At 38.1% G+C, this 17,943-nt stretch carries 17 protein-coding genes and 1 other annotated feature; of the genes, 2 read left to right on the top strand and 15 right to left on the bottom strand.

The window, feature by feature from the left end:
• Positions 1-52: 52 nt before the first annotated feature.
• The 6 genes from FPZ49_RS15350 to FPZ49_RS15325 form a co-directional block, all read right to left on the bottom strand.
• A complete protein-coding gene (locus FPZ49_RS15350; RefSeq protein WP_144848171.1) occupies positions 53-604 on the bottom strand; it encodes a hypothetical protein in 552 nt (183 codons plus the stop codon).
• Between the two features lie 101 nt (positions 605-705).
• Positions 706-1,038: a hypothetical protein gene (locus FPZ49_RS15345; RefSeq protein ID WP_144848169.1), complete on the bottom strand. Its 333-nt coding sequence runs from the start codon at positions 1,036-1,038 to the stop codon at positions 706-708.
• Positions 1,039-1,341: 303 nt separating this feature from the next.
• Positions 1,342-2,271 (bottom strand): TniB family NTP-binding protein, encoded by a 930-nt coding sequence (locus tag FPZ49_RS15340; protein WP_144848167.1) that lies wholly within the window; start codon positions 2,269-2,271, stop codon positions 1,342-1,344.
• Entirely contained in the window at positions 2,255-4,219 is a 1,965-nt protein-coding gene (locus FPZ49_RS15335) for a Mu transposase C-terminal domain-containing protein (protein WP_144848165.1), read from the bottom strand. Before FPZ49_RS15335 ends, FPZ49_RS15340 begins: the two co-directional genes overlap by 17 nt.
• Positions 4,220-4,243: 24 nt before the next feature.
• The gene (locus FPZ49_RS15330) at positions 4,244-5,890 is read right to left on the bottom strand and encodes a TniQ family protein (protein ID WP_261381428.1); all 1,647 of its coding nucleotides are present in this window, start codon (positions 5,888-5,890) and stop codon (positions 4,244-4,246) included.
• 116 nt (positions 5,891-6,006) lie between these two features.
• Complete coding sequence (locus FPZ49_RS15325) at positions 6,007-6,909, bottom strand: helix-turn-helix domain-containing protein (protein ID WP_261381435.1); 903 nt, start codon at positions 6,907-6,909, stop codon at positions 6,007-6,009.
• Between the two features lie 104 nt (positions 6,910-7,013).
• Here FPZ49_RS15325 and FPZ49_RS15320 point away from each other — a divergent pair, with 104 nt between their 5' ends.
• Positions 7,014-7,295 carry a hypothetical protein gene (locus tag FPZ49_RS15320; protein ID WP_144848159.1) on the top strand — a complete coding sequence of 94 codons (282 nt, stop codon included), beginning with the start codon at positions 7,014-7,016 and terminating at the stop codon, positions 7,293-7,295.
• Positions 7,296-7,597: 302 nt separating this feature from the next.
• On the opposite strand, the gene FPZ49_RS15315 is transcribed toward FPZ49_RS15320, so the two are convergent.
• From FPZ49_RS15315 to FPZ49_RS15285, 7 genes are all read right to left on the bottom strand, one after another.
• Positions 7,598-9,325: a TniQ family protein gene (locus FPZ49_RS15315; protein ID WP_144848157.1), complete on the bottom strand. Its 1,728-nt coding sequence runs from the start codon at positions 9,323-9,325 to the stop codon at positions 7,598-7,600.
• Between the two features lie 191 nt (positions 9,326-9,516).
• Entirely contained in the window at positions 9,517-10,176 is a 660-nt protein-coding gene (locus tag FPZ49_RS15310) for an HAD family hydrolase (protein ID WP_261381427.1), read from the bottom strand.
• 192 nt (positions 10,177-10,368) lie between these two features.
• Complete coding sequence (locus tag FPZ49_RS15305; protein ID WP_144848154.1) at positions 10,369-10,947, bottom strand: NUDIX domain-containing protein; 579 nt, start codon at positions 10,945-10,947, stop codon at positions 10,369-10,371.
• Positions 10,948-11,095: 148 nt separating this feature from the next.
• Positions 11,096-11,596 carry a hypothetical protein gene (locus FPZ49_RS15300; RefSeq protein ID WP_144848152.1) on the bottom strand — a complete coding sequence of 167 codons (501 nt, stop codon included), beginning with the start codon at positions 11,594-11,596 and terminating at the stop codon, positions 11,096-11,098.
• A 493-nt stretch (positions 11,597-12,089) separates the two neighbouring features.
• Positions 12,090-13,016: an HD-GYP domain-containing protein gene (locus FPZ49_RS15295; RefSeq protein WP_261381426.1), complete on the bottom strand. Its 927-nt coding sequence runs from the start codon at positions 13,014-13,016 to the stop codon at positions 12,090-12,092.
• 17 nt (positions 13,017-13,033) lie between these two features.
• Complete coding sequence (locus FPZ49_RS15290) at positions 13,034-13,519, bottom strand: MarR family winged helix-turn-helix transcriptional regulator (protein WP_144848150.1); 486 nt, start codon at positions 13,517-13,519, stop codon at positions 13,034-13,036.
• Positions 13,520-13,640: 121 nt separating this feature from the next.
• Complete coding sequence (locus FPZ49_RS15285; RefSeq protein WP_144848148.1) at positions 13,641-14,144, bottom strand: CBO0543 family protein; 504 nt, start codon at positions 14,142-14,144, stop codon at positions 13,641-13,643.
• A 180-nt stretch (positions 14,145-14,324) separates the two neighbouring features.
• On the opposite strand from FPZ49_RS15285, the gene FPZ49_RS15280 reads away from it, so the two are divergent.
• Positions 14,325-15,329 carry a DUF3231 family protein gene (locus FPZ49_RS15280; RefSeq protein WP_186445837.1) on the top strand — a complete coding sequence of 335 codons (1,005 nt, stop codon included), beginning with the start codon at positions 14,325-14,327 and terminating at the stop codon, positions 15,327-15,329.
• A 562-nt stretch (positions 15,330-15,891) separates the two neighbouring features.
• Here FPZ49_RS15280 and FPZ49_RS15275 read toward each other — a convergent pair.
• Together FPZ49_RS15275 and FPZ49_RS15270 are read right to left on the bottom strand one after the other, a co-directional pair.
• Complete coding sequence (locus FPZ49_RS15275; protein WP_261381434.1) at positions 15,892-16,227, bottom strand: YrdB family protein; 336 nt, start codon at positions 16,225-16,227, stop codon at positions 15,892-15,894.
• A gap of 93 nt (positions 16,228-16,320) precedes the next feature.
• A complete protein-coding gene (locus FPZ49_RS15270; RefSeq protein WP_144848142.1) occupies positions 16,321-17,322 on the bottom strand; it encodes a phosphotransferase in 1,002 nt (333 codons plus the stop codon).
• A 164-nt stretch (positions 17,323-17,486) separates the two neighbouring features.
• Positions 17,487-17,695: a binding site (T-box leader), on the bottom strand.
• Between the last annotated feature and the right edge of the window lie 248 nt (positions 17,696-17,943).

The raw sequence follows: 17,943 nt of genomic DNA, 5'->3' as shown, positions 1-17,943 counted from the left end.
AAACTAGCAAGAAGCCGTAAAAAAAGAAGAGCGAAACTTCAGCTCTTCTTTTTTATTGAAAGAGTATTTTCATCCTGAGTTTCGGATGGTTAGCGATTTGCTCATCAATTTGATGCGAGAACCTTTCGAAAATAGATCCTGTCATATAAAAGATATTTTCACCTTTAAATGCAGCTGGACGAACGGCGTAGAGTTTAATTTCTTTACCGTCTTCTTCGATATAACTAAACTCAAGATCAGGTATGCCGCTTATCGAAAATAAATGAATCGTCCTATTGCCAACTTCTTCTTTATACTCGTACTGGAGGTTAATGCTTTCTATGTTACCTGGAAGAAGGGGCTCTAAAGCACGTCCAATATGCCACAAATTATTCTGAGTGTCAGTGTCGAACCACTGCATCTTGATGGACTGAACAGTTTCTGCTAGGCACTCTCCCTTGAACTTGTTATTTCCGCTATCGACAAATTTGGGACCTTCCGGCAAAAGATCCAACGTAAGTTTGTTGCAAGTCTCCCAGTTTTCTTCGCGATAGGTGATCGTGTAACTGAAATGGTCGCCCTCGCTTTTGAAACCTTCTATTTTGCATAAATAATTTGATATCATCTTATACCTCCCTAGTATTTCTACTTCTGCTTGATTCTTGCTTCGAAATTGTTTGACTTGGTTCTTTTTGTCAATGCTTTAAAGCTAACCATAGGTTTCTCTTAATGTGCTACTAACTGAGATCTAGACCTTTGAACTCCTCCTCTTGCACGCGTGGGCGTAAATAAAGTCGAAGTTTGTGTTCCTTGGATATCAGAATATAAGAATTTCAAACGAAAAACTTCCCATATGCTCATTTCCACTAAAATTTCGATATTATCGGTCCAAGTTGATCGTTGTCCGGCTACAAATTCCACTATCTCTTCACTATTATCTACTACAAAGTATTCTGTGAAGCCGTTTATACAATAAAAATTCAAGCCGAAACAACCATGAATTTCAAATATTTCGATTCGATCTATTTTGAATCCCTCAAGTATATCCTCTTGTATCATCGTTTATAGTGACCTCCTCTATTATCCATTATTGACACAAATATTCCATTCATGTATTTTTTTGTAATTTTAACTTTAAGTTTGTTTTTACCAATATTTCAAAATTTATTGATTGATTGCTCAAATCTTCTATAGCCGAGGAAAGCGTGACGTCACTATCAACTTCAATTGGATGTCAGCTTAAATTGGAGACTTTAACAGTAGCTGAAAGGAAATTGTTACATGAAGTAAAAATTAGTGAAGAAAAAATAAATTTTATTATGTAACCGCCAAGGAAGCTTATGCTTTCTTGGTGGCTTTTCACTATGCAGAGAATTTGGAAAGCGAAAAGTGTTCAATAACAAAGGGATTTACAGCTTTGTCCATTTTAACATGGGTATATCGTTCATATGCTCTTGCCAAATCCATCAAATCAATGCATTCTCCATCTCGTTCAATGACCTCCTTTGCACTGCGGCGGATGAGTTTCATAATTGAGTCAATGGAACCGTTCGTAGCATAGAACATGCGCTCGCACATCTCCTCATCTCCGAGAAGAGAAGGTTTTGTAAAAACCTTACACAGTTGTTGATCGATTTCGTGCATTAATCTCCTGAATTCCTCAATCTCTTTCGGGCTTTTGAAACCAAATGGCTTAATGTTCATTCGCACAGGAAACCTCCGGCTCAACTGCTCATTTGCATCGAGAACCTGCTGCGCCTCTTCGAGACCAAATAATACAACAGGTACTCTCGTTTGATTGATCAACGATTTAAACCAATCTGATACCTTGTGAATGACTTTCTCCTTATCCTTGTCGATAAAATGTTGAATTTCATCAAGCATAATCAGCTGAACTTTGTTCGACTTTATCAGGTTCACAAGTCGCAGGTCCTTTTGCCCAACCGTTCCTTTGCTTGGATAAGGATCTCCCAACTGTTTAAGGAGCCGTTCTGTTACAGTGACATGCGTTGCCGGACTAGGAATACTTGCGTGTAAAATCACGCGGTTCGTACTTCTAATACCGTCAACGACCGTATTCGTTACTTGGTCATGCTTCTTGATATACGTTTCAAACAATGTTGTCTTACCGCAACCGGAGTTGCCGAAGATCAAAAGCGACAATGGATCTGTAGTATACGAGGACTCATGATGCGCTTCTTCGATATAACGCATCGCTTTTTGAAATTGTGGATGAATAATTCGAATCCCTTCCACAAATTTAAGCTTTTCTTCCTTACTCAACATTTGCATTGTTAACTACCTCCCAAAGTTCTTCTTCATCTTCAAATCGTAAAAAAAGGCTTCGTTCGACTTGCGCTACTTCTATCTCGGCTTTCGCATCTTTCGTCGTTGCAGAGCTAATAATTTGAGCAGAAGAAGGTTGAGTAAGTGCTGCAGCGCGAACGCCTTTCGTTTTCCTCTTTTCTTCCTCCACATCTTTTAAGAAGCGTTCTTTTGCTTGACTTAGCTCCGAAAGATTGACGTTTTTTTTTGCTTTGTTTAGTTGACGTAGAATACAGCGATGCGAAAACTCCGTCAGACCAAAAGAGTAGGCTTGGTCAGTGCAAGGAACCTCAAGATATTTCCTTTCCAATTCATCGTAAACGTGAATTTTGGAAATATCGTACGGATCATATTTGAAACTCACGTGTTTGATATCTTTTTTCATACAGTTCCGCTTTAAATCCTGCAACGCTGACGAATTGTAATAAAGGTTCTGGAATTGAATACCTGTCCTTTGTACAGTCGAGCCTTTCTTGAGTTTCCCTAAAACAACATCCCACATCGGCTTACTTTGCAGCAGCGGCGGGTGCCCCCACTTCTCAATGCTTTCTGCCCAAAGTCTAGCAGGGACTCCCTTTATGCCTTTGTGAAATTGCTGAGAATACTCGTCAATAATCCAGGAATGAATAAGCTTTATGAGTTTTTGATAACCCACAGTAGCATTTTTCACAGGATCATAGTCCTTCTTCTGAACTACATTAGAAAACGTAGTGCCGGGGATTTGGTGGATAAGCTGAGAGTTCAAGGTTCGAAATGTTCGCTCAACCGTCCCCTTATACCATGGCTTACGTGGTGGACAGAACTGCAGTTCTATCCCAAGTTGTTTACAAGCATCATCGAGTGAACTGCTTCTGAATTCCTTACCATTGTCAACCTTCAACAATTTTGGAACTCCGTAAGCACCCCATTCATTTTTAATGTCCGGATATAGCTCCTTAACATAATATTTTGAACTCATGGCATGAGACAAAGCTTTCATAACCGATACATACGAAGGCGGATGGAAGTCAATGTAGATACCTACAATGCTACCAGTCGCTTTATCAACAGCGGTTGTAAGCCATGGTCTTCCAAGCGGAAGCCTTGTTTCGTCATCGACGACAAAGACATCTAACTTCGTATGGTCCATTTCGATAACATCGAGTGCACGAGCAGGTTTGCCCAGTGTATTCACATGTCCAAGCTTATCAAAAGCATGTTTCTCGCCTTCCCTTTTCTCCATCATTTCATACGGATCTTTTTGTTTGATCCGTCGAAGTACCGTATTATAAGACGGTATATCCAATTTCGTATCCAGCGTTCGAAATTTATTTTTGTTTTCAACTTCAGTAACGATACGTAGATGAACATCAGTAGCTTGAATTTTCTCCCTTTTTGCATAATAGGTTTCTACAAAGCCGTCGATAATCATCTCAAGTTCTGATGACAAACGCGTTCCCTTTCCACAATCCATAGTGTTGGGAACGAGAGCGTTGATATCATTCCCGCTATTCACAAAAAAATCAAACCATCGACGCAAAGTCAATGCTGAAACCTCATGTCCCATCAACCTGAGTTCGGCTGATCGTTCTTCAAAATACGGCTGCATTTTATTGCCTTTGAACCGTAGGAGCGGTTTAATCGCTTCGTATCTTCTTGAAGCGACTTCTTTGGAGTTTTCCGGTAACATGGAAAAGTCGACGATTTTGTTTTCCCGGACACCTTCATCGCTCAGGCTAGTTCGCGGACCAGTTACTTCAAATGTCAATTCCCCTTTTTCGTGGAAGCGCAACAAATCTTTGAGATCGGAAAGCGATTCTGAATTTTGGTTCAGATTTTTCACTACAAACTTCCCGGGAAGCTGTTCTTTCAAGATTTCAAACACGCAATTGTTCATCATGAAGCGTGTTCCTTTCATTATGGTTACAGTGTTCAAATTGAATTACCGCCTTTTCTAATTTTATTTACCTTGCTTTTTAGCTAACATTTTTGTAAGCTCAGGCAAGTAAAGATACACATCTTCTAGAGTTTGGATGCTTGTGGTTTTTTTACCGCAACTAAACCTTCCTGATAAAATTGCTTCCAACGTTTGAGCATAGCTGAAATGGTAATGCCGGTTTAATAATTCTCGATACCGAAACGGCACCCATTCAAGGCTGTCTTCAGGTATTTGTACACATTGCTTTTCCACCTCCTTAATTAGTACGTAGACCTCTGTAGGGTGAAACAAGCGCCTTCCGTACCCATCTTTCTCTTTACCGTGCTCCATTTTCAACAAATTTCTCTTGGCTATTGCTCTTACGACGCCACCAGTTATATCGAACAGTTTTGCGACTTGAGATACGTCCAGGAGTTCTTTCCTTCGTTGGGCTAATTTAACTACACTCTCCTTTTCAACAAGCATGATTTTTCTAGAACCGAATTTACCTTCTACGAACTGCAGCAAGCCCAATTGAACGAATTTTGCAATGGTGATGTCATCACACTGCAGAATCTTTCTAGCCTGAACAAGCGAGCAGTATTTCAACTCATTTGGCATGACGGTCTTCATCCTTGCAAATTCTTGGTTGGAAGTATTGTGATAATCGGAATAAATCTTCTTATGCGCTTCAAATTTTCCGTTTGCAAGCATTCGATCAAAGATTTCACGTTTACCGCGAATCGTTCTTTTCGTGGCACGCTTCAGTTCAATGGCTTCAACGATAGAAGCCAAATGCTTTGACGGCGACACCAGAAGCTCGTGTGCGATCGTAGAAATGAAGTTAATCATTTCAAGATCACGCTTATCTCCTCTGATCAAGTTATAATTCAATTCAATGAAACTTGCTTCTAAGTTGTCAAAGGACAATAATTGTGCGGGGAATCCATCGAGCAGTTTTGAAAACATATCCAGTCCAGCGAAATATTCTCTTGCTGTTAGCGAAAAGTTACCTTCAATTCGAATATTCTTCTTTTTACCTGTCAACAGGCTCTGGATGACTTTTTGTGCAGAAAGCACGCTTTCAACTGGAGTTTTCGTGTTGACAACGTTCGCATAAATCAATCCGCATGTGCATGCACCTCCTATAAGATCGTGAATGCGAATGTGCCGACCGCAGCTAGGACAGTTTTCAATCAAGTTGCACTTGTGTTTCAAGCAAACACTGACCAAACTTACGTCCCACAGAAGGCGATGATACTTGGCTTCATATAGACAGTGGGGGCAAAATTTCACTTTCGTTTGATAATAGTGTTGCCTTTTTTGAAGCAAAGTGGGTGTACCGCCAAACAACAGATCATCAAATTGATTTAAAATGAGCTTGTCAAAATTGCGATATCCGTGACTTCGAAGTAATCTTGCTATCTTCTCATTCCAAAGGTTATCATCTTTGAAATAATTGAAGTTTGACCTATAATCGAAATACCTTCCTTTCCTGTCGATTAGTGTTTGAAGCGTTTGATGCGAGTAAAAATCTTTTGTTAGTCTTTGAGCGATACTCATGAAACTTTCGCCTTTAAGGATCTTAATAACTTGATGTGGAATTTGTACGACCCTCCTACTATATGCTGGAGATTCAATTTTCCAATGCCTGTTTTCACATTTTTTTCCACAAGAATCATCTGACACTTACATCATAGCCAGGAAATTCAAAATATCGGGTTTAATGAAATTACTGATTTTCAAAGAAAATAGAAAAAGAAGCGTCTTGCAACGCTTCTCGCCTATTTTATATTCAGTTTTACTTAACCAAGCTCTCGCTGTTTTTTGTTCTGTGCTATTATAAAATCAATGTATTGTGAAATTGTACTCATTGTAGTTTGAACACCGGGAGGATATGAGGTAATTGATTTCGAGATTTGACTCAGTAGATGAGTGTATTCTTCGATAAACCAATAGTTTGTATCAAATAATTGATCTGCGTCTCGATTATGATCGTTACCGCGCTTGATCAGAGCAAAGATTTCATTGAGTATCGAGTTTGTGTTGTCAATTCCAATCAAATCTGCAGTTTTAATTAGGTTCTTTAAGACATTCTTCAGAACATTCCTATCGTGTTTTTGGTCTATATTTGAAACAACTGAAATTAGCGATTCCATGTCACTATCTACTTCAACTTCAGTAGCAGTTCCATTGTTGTTTTCATATGCGTTATCATCCCACCTTACTCCGCGAAACAAAACATCTCGATCTATATCCAGCCTTGATTTAATCATTGCGACCGTCTCCGTTTTTAAGGACGTATCGCCTTTAACGAGATTACTCATTGCAGCAGCCGAAATTCCAAGAGCTTTTGCGGCTTTTGCCTGAGTTAATCCCTTCTTCTTTAATGCGGCTCTTAGGTTTGATCCAATTTTTTTTCTGACTTCCGGATAACTACCGAAAGAGAACATACCCTCTTCAGTAGAATAATTAACATCATCATTATCTAATGTATCCATTCCTATAAAAAGTTGACTTTCTGGTCGATCATGGTTACTGCCAGATAAATTTTCAACTTCTAATATAATAACCTTGAACATTTCTGCCATTTTTAGTAAATCATTTTCGAATGTAGCCGGCAACAGCATATACAATTTACAATTTGAAATTTCAAGTCCTTGTAAATCAGCTACCGAAAACAATAAATTCTCTCCAATGCGTATCATCAAATATAGCACTCTCCTAAAATATTAGATTTTATCATTATTTAATATTTAAGGAGAATTTAAACGTATATAAGTGGTCAAAATGGATGATGGAGGTGATATTTGTGCAAAATTATAAATTTTTAATAAATGACCCAAATTTTTATAAGATGCACATACACTTAGGCTATCCAAAATCATATACATTCTGGTTTTTACAAATTCAAGGCGAATTCAGATTTCAGGCTTGCATTACCGTACCAGATAATGCTACCGGTGACTTAAAATGCAATCTTCTCAGTGGGAGTAAAACATTGATGGACGCTCCAATTTGGTTTCGTAAACTTTATGAACAAGCAGAAGATGTGGTAAGTAAAAAATTCCGACTGCAGAAATTATTCTCTTGAAGAAAAAGTTGAAAGACCGATTGAATCGGTCTTTCAACTTTTTCGCAAATGGGCTCTCATCCATCCAATCCGTTGTTCTACTGCACCAAGGGACCTGCCCTCGATCAATGAATGATTCAGTATTTTTCGAGCTAGGTTCATGTGAGATTCATGTTGGTTTATCTTGATTATCTCCCTTAGAAATTGATCTGCATCAGGCGTCCACCGCAACCGTTCATTACTTTTCCATTCCGAATTCAACGATGATCACCACCATTCTTTATTCACCTTTATTATATTTCGAGAAATGAAAAAAGAGACCGTTACCCAGTCTCTTCAGCAAATAACTTTTCAATATCATCAACATGAAAGACATATTTTCTGTGTAGACCTTCAAATGCGTCATGCAACCTTCCGTCATAAATCAGTTTACGAATTTTGCTTTCTGGAATTTGAAAACGTTCGGATGCGACTTTAATACTAATATAGCGTTTTTGAAATATTTCAACATCAACCGGACTGTAGTAGCTGGTACGTCTTCTTCCAGTTTTAGAAATGCTTATTACCGGCTCTAAAATGCCCCTCTCCTCGAGTTTTATAATGGTGCGATAATCAACCTTTAGAAGCCTCCTCAACTCGTCTTTTGATATCCCGTTTTTTTCTTTTTTCCTCTGACGGAGAATCTCAATACAATTTTGTATCTCTTGATCAGAAAAGATCGTGTCGGAAAGCTTTCCATCCGGGACATTTACATGTGGAGTTAGAAGCCCATTTTCAATAAACTTCAGAATATCCGTAAGCTTAAACGAAGGATTAGCGAATTTTTGCAATACCGTATAAAAACTAATTCCCTGGATCTCCTCATCATACTTTCCTCGATACTTTTTCAGAAAATCAATTACTTCGTTTTTCAGCAAATAATATTGACTACTTGGAAACTTATATAAGGATAAGAATCCGCATTCGACGATGTTGTTTACCTGTTCCCTTTCACCAATACCTAAAATGGTGGCTGCCTCATTTCGTCTAATATAATCATTTGTTGGCGAGAACGTTACATTGACGATGTTCTTACTTACCTGACAACCCCTCTTCTTTTTTCTACTAGATTGGCGCGACGGTAGTGCGCCAGTAACATTAGCCATGCGTTCATTCAATTTATCAATGATCCTGCCGGCTTCATGAACCAGATCGCGAAATTGCTCCAAGCTTGAAATACAATAAAATGACCTAAGCTTTGTAGCTCTATTTTTTATTGGGAGTTGAAATACATTCTCTAAGACAGTTTGGAAGTTAACCGGGAAGTCTTGGTACATCCACAATACGTTGGCATGGTTGTATAACGATCGATTGTTTTCATAAAAATTGTTTTTCGTAAAAAACGATTTAATTTCTATCGGATCGCCGATAAAGCTCTTCAAACCTTTTAGTAAGTGTAAACTTGAATTTACCAATATCATATAGTTTTCTAAACTTAAACCCTCGATAATATTCTTCGAATTGTTTTGTAAAATCCCCACCAATTTATTCTGTATCAGGCTTTGAGATTGAATAAATGTCGGTTCGGTTATGAATTGCGAAGTGGCTTGATCAAATTGAAAGCAGCACTTCTCGCAATTACCATTCATTAGATTGTGAATTGATATCTTCTCTTTACAGTTTTGACACCGATCCAAAAGCACACTCTGATGTTCTAGGCAAACCGTGACTGGCTCCAACATCCATAAATACTTGTGCACCGGTCCGTTTTGAATGCATTGTGGACAGTATTTAACAGAATTTCTTTTAACATTTTTATCGAAGAAATTCCATCCATGTTTTTCAATTAAAAAATCATTACTTCGCTCAAATAATACACTTTTCTCGATACCTGTCAATCTATGCAACTCAGCAATTGCGTTATCGGTAAACAAATTATTATCCATTCTCATTTTTTTAATGCCCCATGTCGACGAGAAGCTCTGAATTGAATCATAGAAATTCTTTGCCGCCAACCTGTATACAAAACTAATTAGACTCTCCTCATCTTTAATTTCAATAATTGAGCTCACTTTTTATCACCTTTCTATCTTTATTTTATTTACATTTATTTACTTTATTTTAACATAATAATGAGCTTCTCGATCCATTTCAGGAACATTTGTTCTAACTATGCGCATACCTCAGTTTTCGGAACAAACAAAAAAAGCTGCCGAAGCAGCTTGTGTTAAATTAATGTTCTCCGTTAGTTCAACAGCACATGTTACAAACTCAAAATAATGTTGGGTATTTTCGTTAAATCATCGCAAATTGCATCAGGTACTGTTGATGAGGAATCATTACTTTTTAGAATAGTGAACATCCCAAGTTCTTTAGCAGGAATTACATCAGCCTTAAGACTATCCCCAATAAATACGGAACGCTCACTTGAAGATTGTAAATTATTTAAAACAATTCGAAATATTGCATGGTCTGGTTTTTTAATATTCACCGCACCTGATGTAACGATCTCATTAAAATAATCTGATATTCCCAAAGCGGAGATTTTGTTTCGTTGGTAAAAATCTCTGCCATTTGTGATTATCCCTAATTTATATCCACGTTCCTTTAATGTTTTAAGCATCTCGTGCAATCCAGGAAATCCAACACTGTAAACATGAAAATTGTTGTCCAAATCATTAAGTAATTCAGCATGTAAGCTCTTGTCTATATTGAAAATATGTACTAACTTTTCATACACTTCCTCTTTAGGCATGACAATATTGTTTAGTTCGGAAAATTTCACTATAAAGTCCTGCTTATTTGGAATGAATCTGACTAAAGAGGACTGTTCATATTGATAATTGGCAAAATTTAATAATGACTGATTTTTATCAAGTAGTGTTTGGTCAAGGTCAAATATTACTGTATCGACTTTATTCAAAAATATGCCTCCTCCCAAATTTTTAATATCCTTAATTTAACATATACACCGTTCATTGAATATTACTGCACTTTAGTTGAGCGAACGCGCAGCAATGCGTAAGAGCGGTGGATCGGATCCACCGCCGCGCTCTCGTAATCCGTTAGCTGAACGTCCCCTTCGACCCAGCGATGAGCCGCGTCAAAATAATGGTTATTTTCCTTCTCCCAGATATATTGGTACTTTTGTATTTCTCTGAATCAAGGTGTGCAAATGTTCACGCATTTCTAAAGGATAAATATGATAACTCATAATGTCCATTAATGGTAGCCACTCGATTCCAATTTGGTTTCCATCAGGAATTTCGCTTTCCAATTTCAAAACCTTTACAAGAGGAGAACACTTAAATATGAACTCGATTTGATGAATATTCTGCTCTTTGTCAATCCATTCACGAACAAATAGAAGTTCTCCAATCTGAATATCAATCCCTAGTTCCTCTTGGTACTCACGTTGAAGATTGCTATGTAATGATTCAAATTTTTCCTGACCGCCACCTGGTAACGCATAGTATACTTTGTCTTTATCCTTGTATCTTACAGCAAGCAGATTACTGTCCTGTATCAAAAAAGCTCTGCCAGTAGTTCTTATCAATCTTTTCCCTCCTATACGTTTTAAGAAACGTGCCGTTTGTTTAGCGATCGCAAATTCAGCAGCCGTTGTCAGTCTTGATATTTCTTGTCCGGAAATTCTCACGGCGTTACAATGCAAATCATTTTTTATTATTTCCATTTCCCGCCGCACAATAGCAGGATCAAACAAATCCCGGGAAGACGAGTCTTTGCCGCGCGTAAATGTGCCGATGTCATAATTAATGCCTCTATGATTGAGTATTTGATCCAGAATTAAACATCTCCTTGTATCAGACTTTTGACTTTAATTATCTATTTATCGTTTTTAGGAAATACCATTTAATAAAATGATAATACAGTAAAGTAAAACAGATAACGATTAAATAAATAGGAAGTGAGTATATAACGTTCCAGCCATTGTATTGATATACATGAAATTGATTCGTAAGCCACTCAAAACCCACCGAAAACATAGAAAAAGCTAAAATATAAAACCATTTATAAATGCCGTTCAAATGCCATCGGTCATAAAGATAAACCAGAAAATAACCAAATGGAGGATAAAGAAACCACGTAAATAAATCAAATAACTCATATCCCGGAGTATCATTGATGTCATAAAGATCATATGGCGGTGTTGCTAAAATTAAATCAAACATTTTGGCGATAATCGTTGTAAATAAGAAGAGCAGGATCGTGATGGTGCGCGGAAACCGCTTCGGAAGTAATAACATTAACCCATACGTTATAATGAGCGATGATAGAATAAACCACTCGTTGGCATCGAAGCTAACTGGAAGCTCGATCATAACGTATCACATCCTTCTTGAAAATAATACGAAACACACTAGTTAGCGCATAAGCAACTAAAATAAGCGCACTCCACACAATAAACGACCACCATAGATGCCAATGCGTATGATGAAGAATGCTCGCCCAATCAAGTGTATATTCTATGCCTACCAGACAGCTTGTAGCAATTGAAAATAAAATGATCTTCATACCCCAAAAACGAATCGATGCAAAGCGATCAATAAGACATACGACGATCGAAGGAACTAACATAAACCGGATACAAAAAAAAGACCAAATCTTTTCAAGATCGGTATCTATAGTGATGAATTTTAAATTCAAAGTTAAGATTGCCATTATATCCCCGTAGATGAAAATGAAAACCATCCAGCAAACTAAAATTTCGAATAGATGAAGATGCCTGTCTGTAACAATAAAAAAGATGAAAAACGCCAAGCTTGCAGATAGACATATGGTTATCGCCATAGCATATTCCTCTCTCCAAAGAATTTATTGTTCTGATCGGATTTCTATTTCCCTTATCTTCAAAAGCTTAATAAAAACTTCGACTATCTGTGGATCGAATTGCGTGCCCTTGTTCTTATCTATTTCACCCATGATGTCGTCAAGTGCCATGACATTTCTGTAAAGCCGTCTTGAAGCCATCGCATCGAAGGAATCTGCAACGGAAATAATACGCGCAAAAAGTGGTATTTGTTCACCCTTTAACCCCTTTGGATAGCCTTTGCCATCGTATCTTTCGTGATGAAATAACACGATGTCCAATACACCATTTGTTTTAAAATCAGAAATATGCTTTAGCGTTTCATAACCAATTACAGGATGTAATTTTATTAACTCGTATTCGTCGGCGGTTAGTTTATCTGCTTTCATCAAAATATGTTCCGGAACGCCGATTTTCCCGATATCGTGCAGCAAGCCACCGGTATAAATAGCTTCGCACTGAGTGGCGTTCAAATTCATTTCTTTAGCAATCTTTATAGCGTAATTCGCTACATTTTCAGAATGGTTTGCCGTGTACGAATCCCTTGAGTCTAATGCTTTTGCAAGTGCAATGGTTAGTTCTTTTTCTTGCTTTTTAATTTTGTGATAGTGTTTTGTCATAGTGGCTGAAATAAAAACAACTAACGTAAATGAGATTAAACGGCACAACATTGCTTCAATGTGTTCTATACCATCATCAATGAATGAACGGGCAAATACAACACATGTACAAAGAAGAAATAAGGCTGGCTTTGATATGTCTGAAAAGCCAAGACCTAAAAATATTAAAGTCAGAATGTACAGCGACGAAATATCTTGATGAGTAACCTTCGTTGCAAGTGGAACTAAAACCAAAAGAACAAAGAAACCATAGCGAAAAAACTTACAATTCACCAAGATATTTTCCAGTGAACTGACAAATCTTGAACTCAAATAAACACCACTTTCTTCTAATGCATTTGAAATTTAGTTGAGCTTGGCTGGGTTAACCAGGATACAAAATTTTCACCTTTGTAATGCTGTAGCAGCGCCATTCCATTTTCGATAAACGCTTGTATCTCCTCGCATTTGACAGTTGAAGAATTAAACAAAAAATCTTTTTGCGGCATGACTTGCTTTGCAATAGCCATCAGTTTCTCCATTCCCCGGCTAGTTAGGGAAACGTACTTGAATTTGGTTTTATTCTTTTCAATACGGACGAAGTTTTCTTTAACTAAAGGCGGCAGCAGCCGACTGACCGTTGATAAGTGCCAGCAGCCTAATCTGCTGATATCACTAAATGTTAATGGCGTTTCACTTGTTGATAAAATAAACAAAAGATGCTGCTGCGCCGAGGAGAGACCATGTTCTTTGTCGATATGCGACCACTGATCCAGTATGGAAAAATACAAAGCGCGAATCATTAAAACCATTTGCTTTTTCATTTCATTGTCCATTTGCCATTGTCACCTCAAATTCAGATGTATATACAACTCAAAATTAATTTGCGCATATTGGGAAATATTATTCCAAAGATTAACAAAAAGAAAAAGCACCCTGTAGAAGGCGCCTTGGCTCTCACTTTATCTGATTTTCATTATTTAAAAATGTCTTGTTAATAAAAGGCATTTTTTTGCTAATACCCAATATTCCTCTGGAGAGCAATTTTACAGACAAAATAGCAACAAACGTATGCAACAATGTCCAATGGTTATGGTACCTGATAAGTTTTGTTTTCTTAAGCGCCCAAAGCTCAAGCAACATTTGCGGGAGAGCGAATAAAAAGGATGTACCAAATATTTTTTTGACATTTGCTTTGTATGTCGCTTGGCAAAACCAAATTGAAATGTAGGGGCAAATCAAATAATCATAAACCAATTCAATTTTAAACACCTTTGGTGCAAAGCGTTTTGGGTATGTGATATACCTTTTCTTGGTCAAATACCGATTTATGCTGTGATTGATAACGCCACTAAGTAAAAACAAACTCGACCAATATTTTACCGATGGCTTTCTAAATAAGGTGGGTATCAAAAGAACGGAAATGCCGGTCGCTATCTTTAATATGGTTTTTTCCTTCAATTGATACACCTCCCGGTTTTATCTAAGGATTTGACTTGTATCCGCAACTTAAAATTATTTTATCCTTATATCATCAAATTATTTGAGTTTGCAGTCCTACTGATTGTTAAATCATGATGAATGTATAACGTATATTTTGGAATAATAAAACGAAATGCACTTGGATGGAGGTTTAAATTAATGGAAGACAAAACGAAGATGGACTTAACCTCCTCAGAGATGTCCATCCTTTGGAAAACGTATATATTCGAAACGTTAAACCGCTGTATCTTAAAGCACTTTATTGCAACGGTTGAAGACAATGAAATAGCTACAATCATTAAAGACAAGTTAAACACAAAAGAGCAACGTATACGGACTTTAACGGAAATTTTTAAAAAAGAGAATTTCCCTGTACCGATCGGATTTACTGATCATGATATAAATGTAAGTGCGCCGCGATTGTTTACCGATGCGTTTATGGCGCATTACATTTATTACATGGCAACGATGGCGATTGATAATTACCGAATTGGGGTAACGGTATCTCCCAGGGCAGATATTCGCCAGTTTTTCATCAGCGGAATCAACACCTTTATTCAGTTTACAGACAGAATAATGGATTGTTTGTTGCAAAAGGGATTGTTTGCCCGATCACCGTATGTTCCTTATCCTAAACAAATTGATTTTGTACAGGAGACAAGTTTCATTCACGACATTTTTGGGAAAAAGAGACCGCTGCAAACCATTCAAATATCGCATGTATGCTTAAACCTTCAACGTAATGCAATCGGTCAGCAGCTGTTAATTGCTTTTAAGCAAACAGCAAAATCGGAAGAAGTTAAAGCATATATGGATGAAGGAATAAAGCTTTCTTCATCACTTATGGAAACATTCAATACGCTTTTGAAGGAAGATGATTTAATTCCCCCTTCCTACAGCGGCTTAGGAGTGACAGATTCAACGGAAGCGCCATTTTCGGAGAAGCTTATGTTGAGTTTGATTACTTCGCTCAACGCCTACGCTATTTCGTTATATGGGTTATCTTTAAGCGAAAGTGCAAGGGACGATTTATTTGCATGGTATACAAAAATACTTGCTCAAACTGGTGAGTATGGCATGGATGGCGCGAAACTAATGATAAAGAACGGTTATTTAGAAGAACCGCCAAAGGCTCCTAACAGGGAAAGTTTAGCGAAAGCATAGTTTTTAATATTTAATGCCAAGGAATCGATATCAATGATTCCTTGGCATTTTTTGATCAAAAGGACTTTTATTTAGTACCGCGGCAATCGGAATTTATTTCCTCTCTCACATCCATGTGTCTTTGCTCTTTGACTAAAATTAAAATCCGCCCTTATGATGATTTCAGCCAAGCGGGTGGCGGGGCTATTACATAGTCTGCATCTATGGTAAAACACTGACCGCAAGCAAAACCATTACCTGTTTGCCACGATTGTGATAACTTATCAAACAAAGACTGAATCGCATTTAAATCTTCTTTTTCACCTTTCATCATCAATCCTTAGTTATAAAAAAATTTTCCACATCGCTGTTTCTATTATATTTTTTCCACGAGTGTAATGAATTCAAGTCTTGGTATGAACTGCTCATCGTTACCAATTATTCCGCTCTTCTGCCCGTTAGCATAACGAGGCTGCCCGATCATCGCGGCAACCTCGTCGTGGCGCGTTTTTATTGCGCTATCGTACCCGATAGCTTAATTCACGGTCCCCATCTTTAATCCATGAGCTATCGCATTTAATCATTACTTTACTTCATGCAACTTCAAAATGAAGACTGATGCGACGAAAATTAGGGACAATGAAAGAAAAGTAACTCCGAGCACTCCTCGCCCAGTTGCGTACAAAGCTATCGAGGCTACAACGAACACGATCAACTTAAGTGCCGTTCGAACGCGATATGAGAAGATGGGAAGCGAAGCTTTCGGAGAAAGAAACACTCCCCATAGAATGGTGATGAACAGTGGCAAGGCTATTGCAAGTATGATTTTTAGTGACATCCCAGCCTGGATATGATAACCCCAGTATCCGTACGCAAAAATTGCGACTAATTCCAGAAGGAAAAATGCAGTGAGTACCATGTTACTTATAGCTTTCATTTCCATCCGCCTTTCAATTCCTGTAATGATTGATTCGGCAGTCTCGTATCCGTTAGTATAACGATGGATTTTTTCTCAAATGAAATTTAATGTAGGAGGAGTAGGCAGTCCCAGAAGATTGGACGACCATCGTAGTGCAGGTCCCAATTGTAAACGCTGAATATATCTAAGCCTCGGGAGTAAAGGTATTGGCGGTTTCCCAGCACGCGTAGCGAAAAATCCTGCTGTAGCAACAGCAACAGACTGTTCGGCAAATACGGGAAATTCAAGACCATGAGAAGCCATTTCATTTTTGTATTCAGGTAATAAACGTTCTGCGATTGGTCCTCCTTCACCCTCTATGCTCGGAAAGAAAAAACCCACATCAAAGATTAACGGTCCCCTGCATGCCAGTGCCCAATCGAACAATACCAAATTACCATTTCTAAAACGAAGATTATCCGAACGTATGTCTTTATGGATTAGCCCCCAAGGTTGGTCTGGACGCATAAGTTCTCCTTCAATTGGAATCAGCGTGTCAATGACCGCGTCAAGCCAAGCCTCTGCTTTGTTTCTATTCTCATGAAACAGCCCAAGAAAATAATTCCTTTCGTCAATGTTATTTTTTATGTTGAGCCAATTATCAGTTACGCCTTTGCCAGCCATTGCTTCAACTTTACCATCCTCAGAGAGTCCCCGTACGTGAAATGCCGCTATGTCTCGCATTGCTTGCAAAGCCACTGCCTCAGACCAAGGCGGAACCTTTTTTGCATTTCTTAGATCCTCCAGCAATAAAAGATGCCATCCATCAACACTCACAGATCCAAAATAACGAGGTGAAATTGGATTAATTGCAGTGACATCACGATACATGGCTTCTTCCAACGGAAGCACTCTCCAATTTTCTGCAATAGAGCCTTGTCCAGCTCCCTTTGCAATTAGGGTTCTACCGTCTTCTAAGAAAATCCGAAAGGTTGCAGTGGGACCGTAGCCTCCAAATACACGAGTAGCCATACGAATGGAACTTACCATTTTCTCTTCAATTTGCTTACGTAGCTCTAAGGGAACATCTCGCCAGTAAGGTTTAGGTTCGCGCATTGTATTTCACAACTCCTTTATCGAGTCTTCATTATTTTTTTCATCACTTTTATATAGATTGTCAAACAATCATAGCTTCTTTCATAAATTGGATATTTTACCTGTCCAACTCTTCATTTTCCATTCCAATCCCTAGCCAAAAATAAAAACGCCCCAGAGATATGCTCTAGGACGATCGCTAATCGCGGTACCACCCAAGTTATTGTGCAAGAACACAACCACCTCAAACTGACTGTAACGGGTCATTCCCGGTGGGTATTAGCCACACTCTGGAACCGGCATTTTCAATCATATTCCCCAAAGGTTCTCTCAGTCATGGAACCCTTCCCTGTGTGGAAAAAATGATTTACTTTTGTTCCATCATTGTTTTAGACGATTTGCTAAATTTTACTTTACGCCCATTTTTTTGTCAATAGTTTGCTGAAGATAACTGCCCGTTAGCTCAACGCCCAGTAGGACATATGTATCAAATAAAATGTTTGTGAAATAGCTTGAGAAAACCCCAAAGAACCACGCTTAAGTGCGCGATTCTTTGGGGTTTCTTTGAGCTTCATTTGGAAGGATCTATCAAGTCCAAAACCTCCAACTTGTTCTAATCAACCTGGGCGCGCGCCGTAGGCA

The organism is Paenibacillus cremeus, from assembly GCF_007786445.1.
In the GTDB taxonomy this organism is placed as follows: domain Bacteria; phylum Bacillota; class Bacilli; order Paenibacillales; family NBRC-103111; genus Paenibacillus_G; species Paenibacillus_G cremeus.
This window is presented reverse-complemented; position numbering and strand designations above follow the sequence as displayed.

Bases quoted from the DNA above. Each gene is read 5' to 3' on its own strand.
- FPZ49_RS15350 (WP_144848171.1), bottom strand. From the start codon at position 604: ATGATATCAAATTATTTATGCAAAATAGAAGGTTTCAAAAGCGAGGGC.
- FPZ49_RS15305 (WP_144848154.1), bottom strand. From the start codon at position 10,947: ATGGAAATAATAAAAAATGATTTGCATTGTAACGCCGTGAGAATTTCC.
- FPZ49_RS15275 (WP_261381434.1), bottom strand. From the start codon at position 16,227: ATGGTACTCACTGCATTTTTCCTTCTGGAATTAGTCGCAATTTTTGCG.
- FPZ49_RS15280 (WP_186445837.1), top strand. From the start codon at position 14,325: ATGGAAGACAAAACGAAGATGGACTTAACCTCCTCAGAGATGTCCATC.
- FPZ49_RS15345 (WP_144848169.1), bottom strand. From the start codon at position 1,038: ATGATACAAGAGGATATACTTGAGGGATTCAAAATAGATCGAATCGAA.
- FPZ49_RS15300 (WP_144848152.1), bottom strand. From the start codon at position 11,596: ATGATCGAGCTTCCAGTTAGCTTCGATGCCAACGAGTGGTTTATTCTA.
- FPZ49_RS15290 (WP_144848150.1), bottom strand. From the start codon at position 13,519: ATGGACAATGAAATGAAAAAGCAAATGGTTTTAATGATTCGCGCTTTG.
- FPZ49_RS15340 (WP_144848167.1), bottom strand. From the start codon at position 2,271: ATGCAAATGTTGAGTAAGGAAGAAAAGCTTAAATTTGTGGAAGGGATT.
- FPZ49_RS15325 (WP_261381435.1), bottom strand. From the start codon at position 6,909: ATGATACGCATTGGAGAGAATTTATTGTTTTCGGTAGCTGATTTACAA.
- FPZ49_RS15270 (WP_144848142.1), bottom strand. From the start codon at position 17,322: ATGCGCGAACCTAAACCTTACTGGCGAGATGTTCCCTTAGAGCTACGT.